The sequence below is a fragment of the Streptomyces sp. HNM0574 genome, assembly GCF_012726235.1.
GTDB lineage: Bacteria > Actinomycetota > Actinomycetes > Streptomycetales > Streptomycetaceae > Streptomyces.
On the sequence record NZ_JAASAH010000001.1, the window covers coordinates 167,059 to 185,218 of the forward strand.

General features: G+C 73.0%; 16 protein-coding genes. 10 read left to right on the forward strand and 6 right to left on the reverse strand.

Going from position 1 to position 18,160, the window contains the following annotated elements; all coding sequences use genetic code 11:
- The first annotated feature begins 21 nt into the window (after window positions 1–21).
- The 3 genes from HCC30_RS00665 to HCC30_RS00675 are packed head-to-tail and all read left to right on the forward strand — an operon-like array spanning window position 22 to window position 3,093.
- Window positions 22–2,352: a bifunctional salicylyl-CoA 5-hydroxylase/oxidoreductase gene (locus tag HCC30_RS00665; RefSeq protein WP_169440476.1), complete on the forward strand. Its 2,331-nt coding sequence runs from the start codon at window positions 22–24 to the stop codon at window positions 2,350–2,352.
- A 52-nt stretch (window positions 2,353–2,404) separates the two neighbouring features.
- Entirely contained in the window at window positions 2,405–2,671 is a 267-nt protein-coding gene (locus HCC30_RS00670; RefSeq protein ID WP_169439954.1) for a CopG family transcriptional regulator, read from the forward strand.
- Window positions 2,668–3,093 carry a hypothetical protein gene (locus HCC30_RS00675; RefSeq protein ID WP_169439955.1) on the forward strand — a complete coding sequence of 142 codons (426 nt, stop codon included), beginning with the start codon at window positions 2,668–2,670 and terminating at the stop codon, window positions 3,091–3,093. The genes HCC30_RS00670 and HCC30_RS00675 overlap by 4 nt, the downstream gene beginning before the upstream one ends.
- Before the next feature lie 216 nt (window positions 3,094–3,309).
- Here the strand turns inward: HCC30_RS00675 and HCC30_RS28340 are convergent, their stop codons facing one another.
- The 3 genes from HCC30_RS28340 to HCC30_RS00690 all read right to left on the reverse strand — a co-directional run bounded on the left by HCC30_RS28340 (window position 3,310) and on the right by HCC30_RS00690 (window position 6,353).
- Complete coding sequence (locus HCC30_RS28340; RefSeq protein WP_240979273.1) at window positions 3,310–3,483, reverse strand: DUF3099 domain-containing protein; 174 nt, start codon at window positions 3,481–3,483, stop codon at window positions 3,310–3,312.
- Window positions 3,484–3,625: 142 nt separating this feature from the next.
- Window positions 3,626–4,420, reverse strand: a complete 795-nt coding sequence (locus tag HCC30_RS00685; RefSeq protein ID WP_206323260.1) for a PaaX family transcriptional regulator C-terminal domain-containing protein — start codon at window positions 4,418–4,420, stop codon at window positions 3,626–3,628.
- Window positions 4,421–4,520: 100 nt separating this feature from the next.
- Window positions 4,521–6,353, reverse strand: a complete 1,833-nt coding sequence (locus tag HCC30_RS00690) for an AMP-binding protein (protein WP_169439958.1) — start codon at window positions 6,351–6,353, stop codon at window positions 4,521–4,523.
- Window positions 6,354–6,529: 176 nt separating this feature from the next.
- Between HCC30_RS00690 and HCC30_RS00695 the strand changes: the two genes are divergently transcribed.
- From HCC30_RS00695 to HCC30_RS00705, 3 genes are all read left to right on the forward strand, one after another.
- Window positions 6,530–7,663 (forward strand): acyl-CoA dehydrogenase family protein, encoded by a 1,134-nt coding sequence (locus HCC30_RS00695; protein WP_169439959.1) that lies wholly within the window; start codon window positions 6,530–6,532, stop codon window positions 7,661–7,663.
- On the forward strand, window positions 7,660–8,088 hold the full coding sequence (locus HCC30_RS00700; RefSeq protein ID WP_346776440.1) for a RidA family protein: 429 nt from the start codon (window positions 7,660–7,662) through the stop codon (window positions 8,086–8,088). The genes HCC30_RS00695 and HCC30_RS00700 overlap by 4 nt, the downstream gene beginning before the upstream one ends.
- A gap of 152 nt (window positions 8,089–8,240) precedes the next feature.
- The gene (locus HCC30_RS00705; protein WP_169439960.1) at window positions 8,241–8,852 is read left to right on the forward strand and encodes a dihydrofolate reductase family protein; all 612 of its coding nucleotides are present in this window, start codon (window positions 8,241–8,243) and stop codon (window positions 8,850–8,852) included.
- 71 nt (window positions 8,853–8,923) lie between these two features.
- Here the strand turns inward: HCC30_RS00705 and HCC30_RS00710 are convergent, their stop codons facing one another.
- From HCC30_RS00710 to HCC30_RS00720, 3 genes are all read right to left on the reverse strand, one after another.
- Entirely contained in the window at window positions 8,924–9,103 is a 180-nt protein-coding gene (locus HCC30_RS00710; RefSeq protein ID WP_169439961.1) for a hypothetical protein, read from the reverse strand.
- 191 nt (window positions 9,104–9,294) lie between these two features.
- Window positions 9,295–10,824 (reverse strand): UDP-N-acetylglucosamine 1-carboxyvinyltransferase, encoded by a 1,530-nt coding sequence (locus tag HCC30_RS00715; protein ID WP_169439962.1) that lies wholly within the window; start codon window positions 10,822–10,824, stop codon window positions 9,295–9,297.
- 184 nt (window positions 10,825–11,008) lie between these two features.
- Entirely contained in the window at window positions 11,009–12,394 is a 1,386-nt protein-coding gene (locus HCC30_RS00720; RefSeq protein WP_169439963.1) for an FAD-dependent oxidoreductase, read from the reverse strand.
- Window positions 12,395–12,562: 168 nt separating this feature from the next.
- Between HCC30_RS00720 and HCC30_RS29110 the strand changes: the two genes are divergently transcribed.
- The 4 genes from HCC30_RS29110 to acnA all read left to right on the forward strand — a co-directional run bounded on the left by HCC30_RS29110 (window position 12,563) and on the right by acnA (window position 18,117).
- Window positions 12,563–12,733 carry a hypothetical protein gene (locus HCC30_RS29110; RefSeq protein ID WP_169439964.1) on the forward strand — a complete coding sequence of 57 codons (171 nt, stop codon included), beginning with the start codon at window positions 12,563–12,565 and terminating at the stop codon, window positions 12,731–12,733.
- Window positions 12,730–14,211, forward strand: a complete 1,482-nt coding sequence (locus HCC30_RS00730) for a cytosine permease (protein WP_206323211.1) — start codon at window positions 12,730–12,732, stop codon at window positions 14,209–14,211. Before HCC30_RS29110 ends, HCC30_RS00730 begins: the two co-directional genes overlap by 4 nt.
- A gap of 241 nt (window positions 14,212–14,452) precedes the next feature.
- Window positions 14,453–15,055: a TetR/AcrR family transcriptional regulator gene (locus tag HCC30_RS00735; RefSeq protein WP_169439965.1), complete on the forward strand. Its 603-nt coding sequence runs from the start codon at window positions 14,453–14,455 to the stop codon at window positions 15,053–15,055.
- 338 nt (window positions 15,056–15,393) lie between these two features.
- Entirely contained in the window at window positions 15,394–18,117 is a 2,724-nt protein-coding gene (gene acnA / locus HCC30_RS00740) for an aconitate hydratase AcnA (RefSeq protein WP_169439966.1), read from the forward strand.
- Window positions 18,118–18,160 lie beyond the last annotated feature (43 nt).

Below are 18,160 nucleotides of genomic sequence, written 5' to 3' on the forward strand. Positions count from 1 at the left end.
GCCGAGGAGGCGCAGTCCGTGATGCGAGAGACAGACAGCAGCGAACCGGCGGGCGGCCTGCGCGTCGCCGTCATCGGCGGCGGACCCGGCGGGCTGTACGCCGCGGCCCTGCTCAAGCGGCTCGACCCGGCCCGCCGGGTCACCGTCCACGAACGGAACGCGCCCGAGGAGACCTTCGGCTTCGGCGTCGTCCTCTCCGACGAGACGCTCGGCGGCATCGAGAGCGCCGACCCCGAGGTCTACGCCGCGCTCCGCAAGGAGTTCGTGCGCTGGGACGACATCGACGTGGTGCACCGCGGCCGCACCCTGACCTCCGGCGGGCACGGCTTCGCCGCGCTCAGCCGCCGCAAGCTCCTCGCCGTCCTGCACGAGCGCTGCCGCGACCTCGGCGTCGACCTGCGGTTCCGTAGCGAGGCGCCGCCGGCCGCCGAACTCGCCCGCACCCACGACCTGGTGATCGCCGCCGACGGTGTGCACAGCCGCACCCGCGAGGCGCACGCCGAGGCCTTCGGCCCCCACGTCACCACGCACCGCTGCCGCTACATCTGGCTCTCCGCCGACGTCGCCTTCGACGCCTTCCGCTTCGAGATCGCCGAAACCCCGTACGGCGTCGCCCAGTTGCACGCCTACCCCTACGAGCATCCCGAACGGGGCGGCCCCGGGCGAGGGGCGAGCACCGCGATCGTCGAGATGCGCGAGGAGGTGTGGCGCGCGGCCGGGCTGGACGGCATGGCGGTGGAGGACGCCGTCGAGCGCTGCGCCGGCTGGTTCCCCGGCACCCTCGCCGCCACCGGCGCGCACCTGCGCGCCGCCGACTCCCGCTGGACCACCTTCCGCACCGTCACGTGCGACCGCTGGTCGCACGGCAACACCGTGCTCGTCGGGGACGCCGCGCACACCGCGCACTTCTCGATCGGCTCCGGCACCAAACTCGCCGTCGAGGACTCCCTCGCCCTCGCCGCCTGCCTGTCCGAACAGCCCGGCCTGCCCGCCGCGTTGGCCGCCTACGAGGACGAGCGGAAGCCCGTCGTCCGCTCCACCCAGCGGGCGGCCCGCGCGAGCCTCGAATGGTTCGAGGACCTGGCGACGTACGTGCACCAGCCCCCGCGGCGGTTCGCCTTCAACCTGCTCACCCGCAGCCGCCGGGTCACCCACGGCAACCTGCGGCTGCGCGACCCGGAGTTCGTCGCCGGCGTCGAACGCGAGGCGGGCGCGGACGAGGGCACGCCGCCGATGTTCACCCCGTACCGGCTCGGCGGGCTGCGGCTGCGCAACCGCGTCGTCGTCTCCGCGATGGACATGTACTCCGCGCGGGACGGCGTCCCCGGCGACTTCCACCTCGTCCACCTCGGCGCCCGCGCCCTGGGCGGCGCCGCGCTGACCATGACCGAGATGGTGTGCGTCTCGCCCGAGGGGCGCATCACCCCGGGCTGCGCCGGGCTGTGGACGGCGGAGCAGGAGGCCGGGTGGCGCCGCGTCACCGAGTTCGTCCACACGGCCTCGCCCGGCGCGGCCGTCGGCGTGCAGCTCGGGCACTCGGGGCGCAAGGGCTCCACGCGGCGCATGTGGGAGGGCATCGACCAGCCGCTGCCCGAGGGCAACTGGCCACTCGTCGCGCCCTCGCCGCTGCCCTACCGCGCGGGCGTCAACCAGGTGCCCGCGGCGCTGGACGCGGCCGGACTCGCCGCCGTGCGCGAGGACTTCGTCCGCGCCGCGCGCCGCGCCGCGGACGCCGGCTTCGACCTCCTCGAACTGCACTGCGCCCACGGCTACCTGCTCTCCAGCTTCCTCTCCCCGCTGACCAACCACCGCACCGACGCCTACGGCGGCAGCCCCGAGGCCCGGCTGCGCTACCCGCTGGAAGTCTTCGACGCCGTCCGCGAGGTCTGGCCCGACGGCCGGCCGATGACGGTCCGCATCTCGGCCACCGACTGGGCCGAGGGCGGCCTCACCGGGGAGGAATCGCTCGGCATCGCCGCCGCCTTCGCCCGCCACGGGGCCGACGCGATCGACGTCTCCACCGGCCAGGTCGTCCCCGAGGAACAGCCCGACTTCGGCCGCTCGTACCAGACGCCCTACGCCGACCGCATCCGCAACACCCTCGGCGTCCCCGTCGTCGCCGTCGGCGCCATCTCCTCCTGGGACGACGTCAATTCGCTGATCCTCGCCGGCCGCGCCGACCTCTGCGCCCTCGCCCGCCCCCACCTCTACGACCCCCACTGGACCCTCCACGCCGCCGCCGACCAGAACTACACCGGCCCCGCGGCCCCCTGGCCCGCCCCCTACCGCGCCGGCAGCCGCCGCCCACCCACGGGCCGCACGGACGGGCCGCGGCCGCGGTTGTCGTTGTAGGGGGGGCGGGAATGCCGGTATGGCGGTCACGGTGGCGAGTATGGTGGGGAGTATGGCTACCAAGAAGGTGACGGTCACCATCCCCGAGGAACTGCTCGAAGAGGTCAAGGCCGAGGCGGCGGACCAAGGCATTTCGGCCTATGTCACCGAGGCGATCCGGACCAAGCGTGACCAGGACCGTCTGACGGAGTTGGTGGACTGGCTGGAGGACGAGTACGGGCCGGTCACGGACGACCGACTGGCGGCCGCCCGTGCCGAGTTGGACGAAATCGACGCCGAACACGACCGGCGTCGAAAGGCAGGGGGGAAGGCCGCGTGACCCCGAAGCGCCATCCGGAGCAGACGCGACGACGACGCGTCTACGTGCTGGACTGCGAGGCTCTGTCACTGGCGGTTCAGGGGCGTCCCGAGTGGGTGGACCGGCTGAAGCTGGCTGCGATGGGAGAGGCCGAGATCGTCACCTCTCCCATGACCCTCGTCGAAGCCTTCGACGGGCGGATCACCCAGCGGCGCTGGGACTGGGTGCTGTCGCGGATCCGGGTGGCGACGGTCGGCACGGAGGAAGCGAGGGAAGCACGGAGGCTGCTGGCCTCGGCCGGGCTGCACGGCCACAAGTACGCGATCGACGCGGTGCTGGCCGTGGTCGCGTTGCGGCAGCGGGGGCAGGTCACGGTCTTCTCGTCGGACGTGGACGACCTGGAGAAGCTGCTGCCGGAATCGGTGGTCGTGCGGAAGGTGTGACCGGGGGCAGGCAAGGCCGCTCAGCGCGGTCCGGGGAACTGCGCGACCAGTGGGCCCGCGCCCGCACTTGCCGGTGTACGGGAGGGGGCACCCCGAGATGCGGCGCACCCCGTGCCGTGGCCGGCACGCGCACGGGGCGCAAAGGGGCGCGGGGAACTGCGCGACCAGCCACGGCGAGAGGCGCGCCCGGCGAGGGGCGGCACCGCGCCCCTGGGGTCACCGCGGCCCGGGCTCGTCCCACCACCGGTCGTCCGGGCCGCGGCGGTTGCCGATGATGGCGGCGACCGGGGGGATGACCATGGCGACGACGCACATGCCGATCGCGACGGGGACCGACCAGAGCCGGACCAGTGCCCAGGCGCCGATGAACAGGGCCAGGCAGACGGTCATCAGGACGGCGTAGCGCTTGCGGCGGCGCAGGTAGGCACGGCGGGCGGGGTCCTCGCCGCCCGCCCCGTCGGGCCCTGCCGCCGGATCACGGGTGCGCATGTCTCCAGCGTACGGCCGGGCGGCGGGCCGGGTCAGCCCCGCGTCAGCTCTCCCGGCGGAGGGCGGACACGTACTCCAGGCCCTCCGCGCGCAGCCGGTCGTGCAGCCCGGCGAAGACCCGGGCGGCGCGCTCGCCGGGCCAGTCGGCGGGCAGCAGCTCGCGGGGCAGGCCCGGGTCGGCGTACGGGAGGCGGCGCCAGTCGTCGAGCGCGGCCAGGTAGTCCCGGTAGGCGGCCTCGGGGCGCGGGCGGCGGCGCCGGGACCAGGTGCGGAGCACCGGCTCGTGCGCGTCGAGGAAGGCGCGGTGCAGGGCGGCGAGCGCGTCCAGGTCCCACCAGCGGGCGACGGCCTCGGCGGTCGGGGTGAAGCCCTGGTGCGTGCCCAGGAACAGGTCGACGTACGGCGCGAGCCGGAGCCGCTCCAGGGTGTGCCGGGTCTCCTCCTCCAGGTGGGACGGGGCGATCCAGATGCCGGGGGCCGCGTTGCCGAAGCCGAGCCGGGCGAGGCGGGAGCGCAGCACGTGGCGGCGTTCGCGCTCGCTCTCGGGGACGGAGAAGACGGCCAGCAGCCAGCGCCCGTCCGGTTCGGGGCGCTGGTAGATGCGCCGGTCGCCGTCGTCGAGCAGCTGCCGCGCGGCGGGGGAGGGGGCGTACCCGGCCGCCTTGCTGCCGGGCCGGTCGGCGGTGAGCAGCTCGCGCCGCTTGAGCCGGGAGACGGCCGACCGCACCGAGGGCGGGTCGACGCCGAGCGCGCCCATCAGCCGGATCAGGGTCGCGACGGGCACCGTGCCGCCGCCGGGGAACTCGCGGCCGTAGGCGCCGTACAGGGTCAGGATCAGCGGCCCGGGGGCCCGCGCGGAGGCGGCAACTGCGGGCGTGCCGCCGGGAGTCGGCGACTGCGGTGGCGGGCCGTCGGGCCGGTCGGGCTGAGTCACGCGGTCACTCTAGGCCGGTGCCCCGCCGCCCAGGGCGGCCCCCCGGCCCCGTTCCGGTCCGGTCCGCCGCACCCGCTCCGGACGGGGTTCCGGTTCCGGCGTCCGGCCGGTCCTCCGTGCGGAGGCGGAAGCGCTGGAGCTTGCCGGTGGGGGTGCGCGGCAGGGCCTCGGCGAAGACGACGCGGCGCGGGCACTTGTACGGGGCCAGCTCGCCCTTGGTGAACTCCCGCAGCGCGGCGGCGGTTTCGCCGTCCCGCGCGGCACCCTCGCGCAGCACGACGTGCGCGACCGCCACCTGCCCCCGCTTCTCGTCCGGCATCCCGACCACGGCGGCCTCCACCACGTCCGGGTGCCGCAGCAGCGCCTCCTCGACCTCGGGGCCCGCGATGTTGTACCCGGCCGAGACGATCATGTCGTCGGCGCGGGCGACGTACCGGAAGTAGCCGTCCGGTTCGCGGACGTAGGTGTCACCGGTGATGTTCCAGCCGTCCCGTACGTACTCGCGCTGGCGCTCGTCCGCGAGGTAGCGGCAGCCGACGGGGCCGCGCACCGCGAGCAGCCCCGGCTCCCCGTCGGGCACCTCGGCCACGGGGCCGGGCCCGTCCCGCACCACGCGTGCCTCGAAGCCGGGGACGGCTCGGCCGGTGGTGCCGGGGCGCTGGGTCTCCTCGGGCGCGGAGAGGAAGATGTGCAGCATCTCCGTCGCGCCGATGCCGTTGATCAGCCGCAGCCCGGTGCGCTCGTGCCAGGCGTGCCAGGTGGCGGCCGGCAGGTTCTCGCCGGCCGAGACGCAGCGGCGCAGCGAGCCGATCGCGTACGGCCGCTCCCGGCCCTGGCCCTCGGGTTTGTCGAGGGCGGCGAGCATGCCCCGGTAGGCGGTCGGCGCGGTGAACAGCACCGAGACGCGGTGCGCTTCGACGGCCTCCAGCATCTGGTGCGCGCCGCTCCACTGGTCCAGCAGCGCGGAGGCGCCGGCGCGCAGCGGGAAGAGGACGAGCCCGCCGAGGCCGAAGGTGAAGCCGAGCGGCGGGCTGCCCGCGAACACGTCCTCGGGCAGCGGGCGCAGCACCTGCGCGGAGAAGGTGTCGGCGACGGCGAGCACGTCGCGGTGGAAGTGGACGCACCCCTTCGGCCTGCCCGTCGTCCCCGAGGTGAAGGCGATCAGCGCGACGTCATCGGCGGCCGTCGGCACGGCCCGGAACGGCCGCCCGCGGTGCCGCCCGGCCAGCCGCAACAGCTCGGGGCCCGCCTCCGGTTCCGGTTCCGCTTCCGGCCCCGCGTCCCGTTCCGCTTCCGGGCGCGGGCCGTCCCCGCCCACCGTGAACGGGGTGATCCGCAGGCCGGGGAGGTCGCGCGCCGCCTCGGTCAGCCCGTCCAGCGAGCGGCTGTCGCACAGTGCGTGGCTCACCCGCGCGATCGCGCCGATGGTGCGCAGCTCGTGCGCGCTCTGCGCGGCCAGCACCGTCACGGCCACCGCGCCGGCCTTCATCACCGCGAGCCAGCAGGCCGCCAGATACGGGCTGGTGGGCCCGCGCAGCAGCACCCGGTTGCCGGGGACGACGCCGAGGTCCTCGGTCAGCGCGTGCGCGATCCCGTCCACCCGTTCCCGCAGCCCGGCGTACGACCAGATCTCGCCGCTGCCGCCGCGCACCGCGGGCCGTGCCGGACCGTCGGGCCCGAAGCGGGCGACGGTGTGGTCGAGGAGCTCCGCACCGCAGTTGAGGCGCTCGGGGTAGTGCAGCCCGGGACGGTCGAAGACCAGGCGGGGCCACTGTTCGCGCGGCGGCAGATGGTCGCGGGCGAAGGTGTCGACGTGCGCGGACGGGATCGTGTGCATGGCGGATGCGCCCCCTCGCGGGTCCCGGCTCGGCGGTCGCGGCAGGCCCGGCGGGTGAGGCCGGTGCTGCCGGTTCCGGGGAGCGGGAAGGTGATGGATCCTTGCGTGCCGATGTGCCGTTGAGCGTAACGTGATGGTGACGACAGTCAACGGTCCGCGATACAGGAGGCGTTTCGATGCCCGCTTTCGCACTGGAAGCCGAACAGCTGGAGTGGTGCGAGGACCTGCGGAAACTCACGGCCGCACGGCTGCGCCCCCTGGCCGGACGGGCCGCCCCCGGCACCCTCAACCGCGAACTCGTCGCGGAACTCGGCGAACTGGGCCTCGTCGCCCGCGTCGCCCCGCCCGACGGCGCCCCCGTCCGGGCCCTCGACCTGTGCCTGCTGCGGGAGACCCTGGCCCGCGAGTGCACCGAGGCCGAGACGGCGCTCGCGCTCCAGGGCCTCGGCGCCGGACCGCTCGCCCTCGACGGCACGGCGGAGCAGCGGGCGCGCTGGCTGGGCGAGATCGCCGCGGGCCGCGCCGTCGCCGCCTTCGCGCTGAGCGAGCCGGGCGCGGGCAGCGACGCGGCGGCCCTCGCGCTCGCCGCCGCTCCGGACGGCACGGGCGAGGGCTGGCAGCTGTCCGGCACCAAGACCTGGATCTCCAACGCCCCGCACGCCGACGTCCACAGCGTCTTCGCCCGTACCGGCGACGCGGCGGAGGGCGCGCGGGGCATCACCGCCTTCCTCGTCCCCGCGGACCGGCCCGGGCTCACGGGCGAGCCGCTGGACATGCTCTCGCCGCACCCCATCGGCACCCTCAGCTTCGACCGGGTACCCGTCACCCGGGCCGATGTCCTCGGCGAGGTGGGGCGCGGCTTCGGCGTCGCCATGCGCACCCTCAACCTGTTCCGGCCCAGCGTCGGCGCGTTCGCCGTCGGCATGGCCCAGGCCGCCCTCGACGCCGCGCTCGAACACGCCGGACGGCGCCGGGCCTTCGGCGCCCCGCTCCGCGAACTCCAGTCCGTGGCCCACCAGTTGGCCGAGACCGCCACCCGCGTCGAGTCCGCGCGGCTGCTGGTCTACGCCGCGGCCGCCGCGTACGACCGCGGCGACCCCGGCATCGCGCGGTACGCCGCGATGGCCAAGCTGCACGCCACCGAGACCGCGCAGCAGGCCGTCGACACGGCCGTCCAGATCCACGGCGCCGCCGCGCTCCAGCGCGGCCACCTGCTCGAACACCTCTACCGCGAGGTGCGCGCCCCGCGCATCTACGAAGGCGCGAGCGAGGTCCAGCGCTCGATCATCGCGAAGGAGCTCTACCGGTGACCCCCACCCCCGGCACCCCCGTCCCGCACCTGGCACGCACCAACCCCGGCGCGCTCTCCCCGCCCACCGGCTTCTCGCACGCCGTGACCGCCACCGGATCGCGGCTGGTCTTCCTCGCCGGGCAGACCGCGCTCGACGGGGACGGGCACGTCCGGCACCCCGGCGACCTGCCGGCCCAGTTCCGGCTCGCCCTCGGCAACCTCCTCGCCGCGCTGGACGCCTCCGGCGGCACCCCGGCCGACCTCGCCCGCGTCACCGTCTACACCACCGACGTCCCCGCCTACCGCGCCGTGGCCCGCGAACTGGGCGCCGTCTGGCGGGAGCTGGCGGGCCGCGACTACCCGGCGATGGCCGTGATCGGCGCCGTCCGCCTCTGGGACGAGCAGGCCCTCGTCGAACTCGACGGCATCGCGGCCCTGCCCTGAGCGGCACCCCGTGCCCGGCCCCCGGCGCACCGTGCCGGGGGCCGGGCCCCGCTGCCGCGCGATGAGTTCCGTCCGGGGCTACGGTCCGTACCAGGGACAGGGCTGTGCGGCGCCCGGCCGCACCCCGGACCGGCGCTCGCGGAGGTACGGCCATGAAACTCACGCTGACGCTCTTCCTCACCCTGGACGGCGTCTTCCAGGGCCCGGGCGGCCCCGACGAGGACCGCAGCGGCGGCTTCACGCTGGGCGGCTGGGTGGTGCCGTACCTGGACGAGGACTTCAACGCCGCGGTGACGGCCTGGTTCGCCCGGGCCGACGCCTTCCTGCTGGGCCGCCGGACGTACGAGATCTTCGCCGGGTACTGGCCCAAGGTCACCGACCCGGACGACCCCGTCGCAGGACCGCTCAACGCGCTGCCGAAGTACGTCGCCTCCAGCACGCTGACCTCGGCCGACTGGGAGCACGCGGTACTGCTGGAGGGGGACTCCGTCGAGGCGGTGCGGCAACTGAAGCAGGCCCCGGGCCGCGAGCTCCAGATCCACGGCAGCGGCACCCTCGCCCGCACCCTCCTCGCCCACCAACTCATCGACGAGTACCGCCTGTTGACCTTCCCCGTCGTCCTCGGCCACGGCAAACACCTCTTCACCGAGGGCACCCCGCCCACCGCCCTCAAGCCGGCCGACAGCAGCACCACCTCGACGGGCGTCCGCATCACCACGTACCACCCGGCGGGGGCACCGGAGTTCGGGACGGTGGGGGAGTAGGGCCCCGAACGGCCGCGGTGGCGCGCCCGTCCCCGGCCGGGACGGACGCGCCACCGCGCGCGAAGGGGCCGTCAGCGGAGCAGGCCCCCGCCCAGGAGGTTGTCCGTCACCTCGCCCGCGAAGCGCAGGCCCGCGCGCTCCTTGGGCGTGAGCCGGTCGTGGTCGCCGGAGGGGGCGGCGGTGGCGGTGCCGGTGCCGAGGCAGACGGCGGCGAGCAGGACGGCGAGCGGGACGGTGAGCCGACGGAACATGGGCAATCCTTCGTGGTGAGCGGTCCGTTGAACGCCGTCAGCCTGGCCCACCCGCGGGCTCCCGCCCCGCCGTACGACACGGCCGCTGCTGCGAAAGGCCCAGCACCTTCGCCCGCACAGCACGACGCTCCCGGCTCCGCCGCGGACAGGCGGGGCCGGGAGCGTGCCGGGACCGGGAGCGTGCGGGCCCCTCAGATGTCCCGGAAGGTCTCGATCTGGGCGCCGACCTCGTTGAGGCGTTCGGCGAGGTCCTCGTAGCCGCGGTTGATGACGTAGACGTTGCGCAGCACCGAGGTGCCCTCGGCGGCCATCATCGCGAGGAGGACGACGACGGCGGGGCGGAGCGCGGGCGGGCACATCATCTCGGAGGCGCGCCACCGCGTCGGCCCCTCGACCAGCACCCGGTGCGGGTCGAGCAACTGGAGCCTGCCGCCGAGGCGGTTGAGGTCGGTGAGGTAGATGGCGCGGTTGTCGTAGACCCAGTCGTGGATGAGGGTCTGGCCCTGCGCGGACGCGGCGATGGCCGCGAAGAAGGGCACGTTGTCGATGTTGAGGCCGGGGAACGGCATCGGGTGGATCTTGTCGATCGGCGCCTCCAGCTTGGAGGGCCGGACGGTGAGGTCGAGCAGCCGGGTGCGGCCGTTGTCCGCGCGGTACTCGGTGCCGCGTTCGACGTCGAGCCCCATCTCCTCCAGCACCGCGAGCTCGATCTCCAGGAACTCCACCGGCACGCGCCGCACGGTGAGTTCGGACTCGGTCACGACGGCGGCGGCGACCAGGCTCATCGCCTCGACCGGGTCCTCGGAGGGCGAGTAGTCGACGTCGACGTCGATGTGCGGGACGCCGTGCACGGTCAGCGTCGTCGTGCCCACGCCCTCGACCCGTACGCCGAGCTGCTCCAGGTAGAAGCACAGGTCCTGGACCATGTAGTTGGAGGAGGCGTTGCGGATGACAGTGACGCCGTCGTGCCGGGCCGCGGCGAGCAGCGCGTTCTCCGTGACGGTGTCCCCGCGTTCGGTCAGCACGATGGGCCGGGACGGGGAGACCTCGCGGTCGACCTCGGCGTGGTAGATGCCCTCGGTGGCGGTGACGTCCAGACCGAAGTGGCGCAGGGCGCTCATGTGCGGCTCGACGGTGCGGGTGCCGAGGTCGCAGCCGCCCGCGTACGGGATGCGGAAGCGGTCGACGCGGTGCAGCAGCGGGCCGAGGAACATGATGATGCTGCGGGTGCGGCGCGCGGCCTCCTCGTCGATGCCCGCCAGGTCGAGTTCGGCCGGGGGCACGATCTCCAGGTCCGCGCCGTCGTTGATCCAGCGGGTGCGGACGCCGACGGAGGAGAGGACCTCCAGGATGCGGTAGACCTCCTCGATCCGCGCGACCCGACGGAGCACCGTGCGGCCGGAGTTGAGGAGCGAGGCGCACAGCAGCGCGACGCAGGCGTTCTTGCTCGTCTTCACGTCGATGCTGCCGGAGAGCCGGCGTCCGCCGACGACGCGCAGATGCATCGGGCCCGAGTACCCGAGGGAGACGATCTCGCTGTCGAGCGCCTCCGAGATCCGGGCGATCATCTCAAGGCTGATGTTCTGATTACCGCGCTCGATGCGGTTCACGGCGCTCTGGCTGGTGCCGAGCGCTTCCGCGAGTTGCGCCTGGGTCCAGCCACGGTGCTGGCGGGCGTCACGGATCAGCTGCCCGATGCGGGCGAGGTAGTCGTCGGTCATGGAGATGACCGTATCTCAGTTGTGAGATAGCGGCGCGAGGGGGTGCGGCGGGGCGTGTCGTGCCCGGTGCGCGCGTCCACGCGCGGGGCCTGTGAGGCCCGTGTTGCGGGGGTACGCGGCGGGGGCGGCCCCGTGTGTACGGTTCCGCCCCCGGTCACCCGTTCGCCGTATTCGTTCGCCTTGCTCAGCTTTCGGTGGGCTTCCAGGCGGCGGCGATCTCCTCGGCCGCGCGCTCGCCGGAGGCGATGGCGCCGTCGATGTACCCGTTCCAGACGGAGGCGCTCTCGGTGCCGGCCCAGTGGACGCGGCCGGCCGGTGCGCGCCAGCCGTCCTCGCCGTACGCGTGCCAGGTGCCGGGGGTGGGGACGGCCGCGTAGCCGCCGCCGGCCCAGGTGTCGGACGGCCAGATCTTCTCGGTGTAGTCGCGGGGCTCGCCGGCGTCCGGGCCGAACAGCTCCGTCAGCGTGCCCAGCACCTCGCGCCTGCGCGCATCCGCGTCCAGCCGCTGCCAGTGCCGCAGCCGGTCGCCGTAGACGAAGGCGACGAGGGTGCCGGAGGCGGCGTCCTCGGGGGAGTTGTCGAAGACGACGCCGACGGGGTGCTCCCCGTACAGCGTGGCCTGGCCCGAGAGTCCGGCCTCGCGCCAGAAGGGGCGGTCGTAGCAGGCGTGCACCTTGGCGACGTCGCCCATCGGGCTGCGGTGCAGCCAACGGCGTCGCGCGAGGGGCAGTTGGGGGCTGAAGGCGATGCCCGTCGTCGCCTGGGGCGGGGTGGCGACCACGACGCGCTCGGCGCGCACGCTCCCCCGCGCGGTGTGTACGCGCACGCCGTCCGGGAGCTGTTCGACGCGGAGGACGGGGGTGTTCAGGTGCAGGCGGTCGCCCAGGTGCGCTGCGGCGGCGAGCGCGGGGGCCTGCGCGCCGTCGGCGAAGCGGCGTTCCTGGGCGCAGCCCTCGGTCTCCATCAGCTCGTCGAAGCTGCCCGCGGCGGCGATGTAGAAGAGCAGGTGGAAGAGGGAGAGGTCGCGCGGTTCGCAGGACCACACGCCCTGGACGGCGAGGGCGAGGCGGCGCCGCGCCGCGGGTGAGGCGACGGTGCGCTCGCACCAGGAGTGCACGGTCTCGCTGTCCCACTCCTCGGCGCGGGGCGTCCCGGCGGGGGCGTCGAGCCGGATGTGCGCGGCGAGTTCGTCGAGGCGTTCGGCGGCGGCGAGGTACTCCGCCATGCCGGGGCCTTCGTCCGGGCCGGCCCCGTCGTAGGGGCTGCGGGTGCCGTCGTGCCAGAGCTCCAGGTGCTTGCCGGTGTTCCAGGTGGGGAAGGTGGCGCAGCCGAAGCGCTCGGCCCAGGCGAGCAGCCGGTGCTGGGTCGGGCCCGCCCACTGGCCGCCGTGGTCGATGACGGCGGTGCCGCGCCGCTCGGTGAGGACGCGCCCGCCGACGCGTGCGGAGGCTTCGAGCAGCACGGCGGGGATGCCGCGTTCGGTGAGGTTCAGCGCGGCGGACAGCCCGGCGTACCCGGCGCCGATGACGACGGCCGGTGCCTGTGCGGGGAGCTCAGCCTGAGGGGACATACCGGCTTCCTTCTCTTCTCTGACTGGTCAGTCAATTTACGCGCCTACCCCAACTCCCGCTCCATGAACGCCTCTGAGGTCTTCATCACCCAGGCGTTGACAGTTGGTGGGCCCGTCAGAACACTCACTTGACTAGTCAGCCAATCAACAAAGCAAGGAGTGGTCCCCGTGGACGCCAAGGAGTTCGACGCGGAACTGGAGCGCAGACTGCGGCTCCTGGAGGACCCCGGCAGCGGCGAGGGCGTCCTCGACCCCCTGCCCGCGCGCGATCTGTGGCTGACGGTCCTGGGGCTGATCGCCGTGAGCGCCGTCATGTTGTGGTGGGGGTATCCGGGGTGAGCGCCACCGAAGCCGGCCGCGGCGCGGACGCCGCGCGGGCCGCGGACACCGAGGGCGCCGAGGCGGTGCCGTCCGACGCGAAACTGAACGAACTTCCCGTACTGCGCAAGGAACGCATATGGGGCTTCTGGGAGTTCTCCTCCGTCAACGTCGGCCTGGCGATCGCCACCTGGGCGTTCCTCCAGGGCGGCGCCGTCGCGTACTACGTCGGCGCGAAGGCGGCCATCGCGAGCATCGTGATCGGTTACGGGATCAGCGTGTTCCTGGTGGCCCTCGCGCCGAGCCTGCCGTCCGGACGGTACGGGGTGGAGCAATTCACCGCGCTGCGCAGCGTGTTCGGTGGCAAGGGCGCCCGGATCGTGATGATCGTCATGTCCGCGCTGCTCGCCGCCGCCTGGTCCGCGGTGCTGGCGATCATGTGCGGGCACGCGATCGCGAACGTCTCCAACCAGCTCTTCGGCACGCACCTCGGGCACGGCGGGATCGCCGTCAGCCTGATCGCGCTCGCGGCCGTCGTCGTCTCCTGGCTGGTGCTGGCCCGCGGCCCGGTCTCGATCGCCTGGGTGAACCGCTTCGTGGCGCCCGGGCTCGTCGTCGTCACACTCGGCATGCTGGCGCTGGTCTTCACGAAGGCGAGCTGGTCCGAGCTGGTCGCGGCGCCGCCGCTCGGCGGCGCCGGGGGTGATCCGCACCTGAACTTCATGCTCGCCGTCGAGCTCAACATCGCGGGCGGGTTCGCCTGGTGGCCGAACGTGGGCAACCTCGCCCGGCTCTCGCGCAGCAGCCGGGCCGCGTACTGGCCCAACGTCGTCGGACTCTTCCTCGCCTCCGTACTCGCCGCCGTCGTCGGGGTGTTCGCCGCGCTCGTGCTCTCCTCCGAGGACCCGACGCTGTGGATGGTGCCGCTCGGCGGGGCCGTGCTCGGCGTGGTCGCGCTGGCGTTCGTCGGCTTCGCGAACGTCACCAGCGTCGTGGCGCAGGGGTACTCGTCGATGGTCGCGCTCAAGGGCGGCGGCGGGCGGCTGCTGCGCCGCGTCTCCTGGCCGGTGCTCGCCGCCGTCGTGCTCGCGCCCGCCGCGGTCGTGGTCTTCTTCCCGGAGGCGGTGTACGACAATTACGGCCGGTTCGTCTCCTGGGGCGCCGTGCTCGTCGCGCCGCTCTGCGGGGTGCAGATCACCGACTTCTTCCTGCTGCGCCGGGGCGAGCTGCGCTTGCGGGATCTGTACCTGCCGGACGACGTATCGCGATACGCTTTCTGGCGCGGCTACAACCCGGTCGCGTTCCTGGCGGTGGCCGCCGGGGCCGTGACCTACGCGCTGCTGCTCAACCCCGTCAGCTACGAACCGGAGCCAGTCTTCGCATATGTGACGGCATCCCTGCCGTCGTTCGCTGTCGCGGCTGTGCTGCACTATGTGCTGTCGCTCGTGGTCGTGCGACGGCTCGGCCGGGGTGGCTACGCCGCGCGGACGCGGCGCTGAAGACCGCCGCCGCCGTCCGGTGCAAAGTGCGCTTCGGGGATGTGGCGCGCTCGGGGTGCACCGGCCGGCGGCGGCTCCCCCGCCTCTCCACCCGCCCCGCTCCCCTCCCGGTTCGCGCTCGTGAAGTGCCTTTCCCGGCAGGGGAGTTGGGCGTGGCGAGCGTCACTCCGATGTTGACTGGTCGGCAAGTCAGGATTGATAGGCTGCCGTTGATCTTTACCGGACCGAGGGGGTCGCGACCATGCCCAGGCCGAGCGTCGAGGCGGAACGCCGGGCTCAGATCCTCGATTCCGCGTGCCGGGTGATCGCCCGTACCGGAGTCGCGGCGCTGCGCGTCGCCGACGTCGCCAAGGGTGCCGGGATGTCGCCGGGGATCATCCACTACTACTTCGACAACAAGCGCGACCTGACCCGCGCCGCCTTCGAGCAGAACTTCCGGCGCTCGCTGGAGCGCCGCGCCGTCGTCTTCGAGGCCGACCGGGAGCCGGGCCAGAAGCTGCGCGACCTGGTCGAGGTCTACCTGCCGCACGGCGAGGAGACCACCGACGCCTGGCACGTGTGGACCCAGCTGTGGGCCACCGCGCTGCACGACACCGAGCTGCGCGACCTCAGCGACCGCGCGTACGGCGAGTGGCGGCGCAGCATCGCCAGCATCATCCGGGACGGCCAGGCCGCGGGGCAGGTCGCCGAGGGCGACCCGGTGGATCTGGCCAATCTGCTGATAGGAGTGCTGGACGGGCTCGCCGTGCAGGTGCTCGTCGGCTCCCACGTGATGTCGCCGTCCCGGGTACGGGGCATGTGCGGCACCTTCCTCGACCGGCTGCTGCTCGGCCCGGCCGCCTGACGGCCCTCTCCGCCGCCTGCCCTCTCTTGGCCGGAACCCGCTCCGACCTGCGCTGATGCCGTGTGCGCCGGTCCGCTCCGCGGTGTCCGGCGGCGGGCGCGCGTGCGGGGTTTCGGGGGTGGGGTGAAGGTGGTGCGGGGTACCCGTGCGGCACGCCCCGCGCCGGGGGTCCGTGGAATCCGCCGGGGCAGGGCATGACCGCCCGGCGGTCGTGTACTAGTGTTATCTCGACATCGAGATAACTGGCAAAGGCGCACACCGACCGCTCAAGTAAGGCTTACCTAACCAAGCCTTGCCCACCATAGCGGATCGCTAGTCATGCACTGAAGGAGACTGTCGTGTCGGCGAACAGCTTCGACGCCCGCAGCACGCTGCAGGTGGGCGACGAGTCGTACGAGATCTTCAAGCTGGACAAGGTCGAGGGCTCCGCCCGACTGCCGTACAGCCTGAAGGTGCTGCTGGAGAACCTGCTCCGCACCGAGGACGGCGCGAACATCACCGCCGACCACATCCGTGCGCTGGGGAACTGGGACCAGAACGCCCAGCCCAGCCACGAGATCCAGTTCACCCCCGCCCGCGTGATCATGCAGGACTTCACCGGCGTCCCCTGCGTCGTGGACCTCGCCACGATGCGTGAGGCCGTGAAGGAACTCGGCGGCGACGCCGACAAGATCAACCCGCTGGCCCCCGCCGAGCTGGTCATCGACCACTCGGTCATCGCCGACAAGTTCGGCACCCCGAACGCCTTCGCGCAGAACGTGGAGCTGGAGTACGGGCGCAACAAGGAGCGTTACCAGTTCCTGCGCTGGGGCCAGACCGCGTTCGACGAGTTCAAGGTCGTCCCGCCCGGCACCGGCATCGTCCACCAGGTCAACATCGAGCACCTGGCCCGCACCGTCATGGTCCGCAACGGCCAGGCGTACCCCGACACCCTCGTCGGCACCGACTCGCACACCACCATGGTCAACGGCCTCGGTGTGCTGGGCTGGGGCGTCGGTGGCATCGAGGCCGAGGCCGCGATGCTCGGCCAGCCGGTCTCGATGCTCATCCCGCGCGTCGTCGGCTTCAAGCTGACCGGTCAGCTGCCCACCGGCACCACCGCGACCGACCTCGTGCTCACGATCACCGAGATGCTGCGCAAGCACGGCGTCGTCGGCAAGTTCGTCGAGTTCTACGGTGACGGCGTCGGCTCCGTGCCGCTCGCCAACCGCGCCACGATCGGCAACATGTCGCCGGAGTTCGGCTCCACCGCGGCGATCTTCCCGATCGACGACGAGACCATCAACTACCTGAAGCTCACCGGCCGCGACGAGCAGCAGCTCGCGCTGGTCGAGGCGTACGCCAAGGAGCAGGGTCTCTGGCACGACGCCGCGCACGAGCCGGTCTACTCCGAGTACCTGGAGCTGGACCTCTCCACCGTCGTGCCGTCCATCGCCGGACCGAAGCGTCCGCAGGACCGCATCGCGCTCGCCGACGCCAAGGCCCAGTTCGGCCAGGACGTGAAGAACTACGTCGCCGCCGAGACCGACCTGGACGAGGCGGGCAAGGAGTCCTTCCCGGCCTCCGACGCCCCCGCCGTCTCCAACGGCGTGCCCAGCAAGCCGACTCAGGTCACCGGCCCCGACGGCAAGACCTACGAGATCGACCACGGTGCCGTCGCCGTCGCGGCGATCACCTCCTGCACCAACACCTCGAACCCGTACGTCATGGTCGGCGCCGCGCTCGTCGCCAAGAAGGCGGTCGAGAAGGGCCTTTCGCGCAAGCCGTGGGTCAAGACGACGCTGGCCCCGGGCTCGCAGGTCGTCATGGACTACTACGACCGCGCCGGTCTGACCCCGTACCTCGACAAGCTCGGGTTCAACCTCGTCGGCTACGGCTGCACCACCTGCATCGGCAACTCCGGCCCGCTGCCGGAGGAGATCTCCCAGGCCGTCAACGAGAACGACCTGGCCGTCACCTCGGTGCTCTCCGGCAACCGGAACTTCGAGGGCCGGATCAACCCCGACGTCAAGATGAACTACCTGGCGTCCCCGCCGCTGGTCGTGGCCTACGCGATCGCCGGCTCCATGAAGGTCGACATCACCACCGAGGCGCTCGGCGTCGACCAGGACGGCAACCCCGTCTACCTCGAGGACATCTGGCCCTCCGAGCAGGAGGTCGAGGAGGTCGTCGCGGGCGCGATCGGCCAGGAGATGTTCACCAAGAGCTACTCCGACGTCTTCGCCGGTGACGCCCAGTGGCAGGCGCTCCCCGTCCCGACGGGCAACACCTTCGAGTGGGACCAGGAGTCCACCTACGTCCGCAAGCCCCCGTACTTCGAGGGCATGGGCATGGAGCCCACCGCGGTCGAGGACATCTCCGGCGCCCGCGTGCTGGCCAAGCTGGGCGACTCGGTCACCACCGACCACATCTCCCCGGCCGGTGCGATCAAGGCCGACACCCCCGCGGGCAAGTACCTCACCGAACACGGCGTCGAGCGCCGTGACTTCAACAGCTACGGCTCGCGCCGCGGCAACCACGAGGTCATGATCCGCGGCACGTTCGCCAACATCCGCCTGCGGAACCAGATCGCGCCGGGCACCGAGGGCGGCTTCACGCGTGACTTCACGCAGGAGGGCGGCCCGGTCTCCTTCATCTACGACGCCTCGCAGAACTACCAGGCGCAGGGCACCCCGCTGGTCATCCTCGCGGGCAAGGAGTACGGCTCCGGCTCGTCCCGCGACTGGGCGGCCAAGGGCACCGCGCTGCTCGGTGTGAAGGCCGTCATCGCCGAGTCCTACGAGCGCATCCACCGCTCGAACCTCATCGGCATGGGCGTCCTGCCGCTCCAGTTCCCCGAGGGCGGCTCCACCGAGACGCTCGGCCTGAGCGGCGAGGAGTCCTTCTCCATCTCGGGTATCTCCGCGCTCAACGAGGGCGGCATCCCGGAGACGGTCAAGGTGACGACGGACAGCGGTGTCGAGTTCGACGCCAAGGTCCGCATCGACACCCCCGGCGAGGCGGACTACTACCGCAACGGCGGCATCCTGCAGTACGTCCTCCGTTCGCTGATCAACAGCTGAGGTCCGTGACGGCCGGCTGACGGCTCGTCGCGCCGCGGCCGAA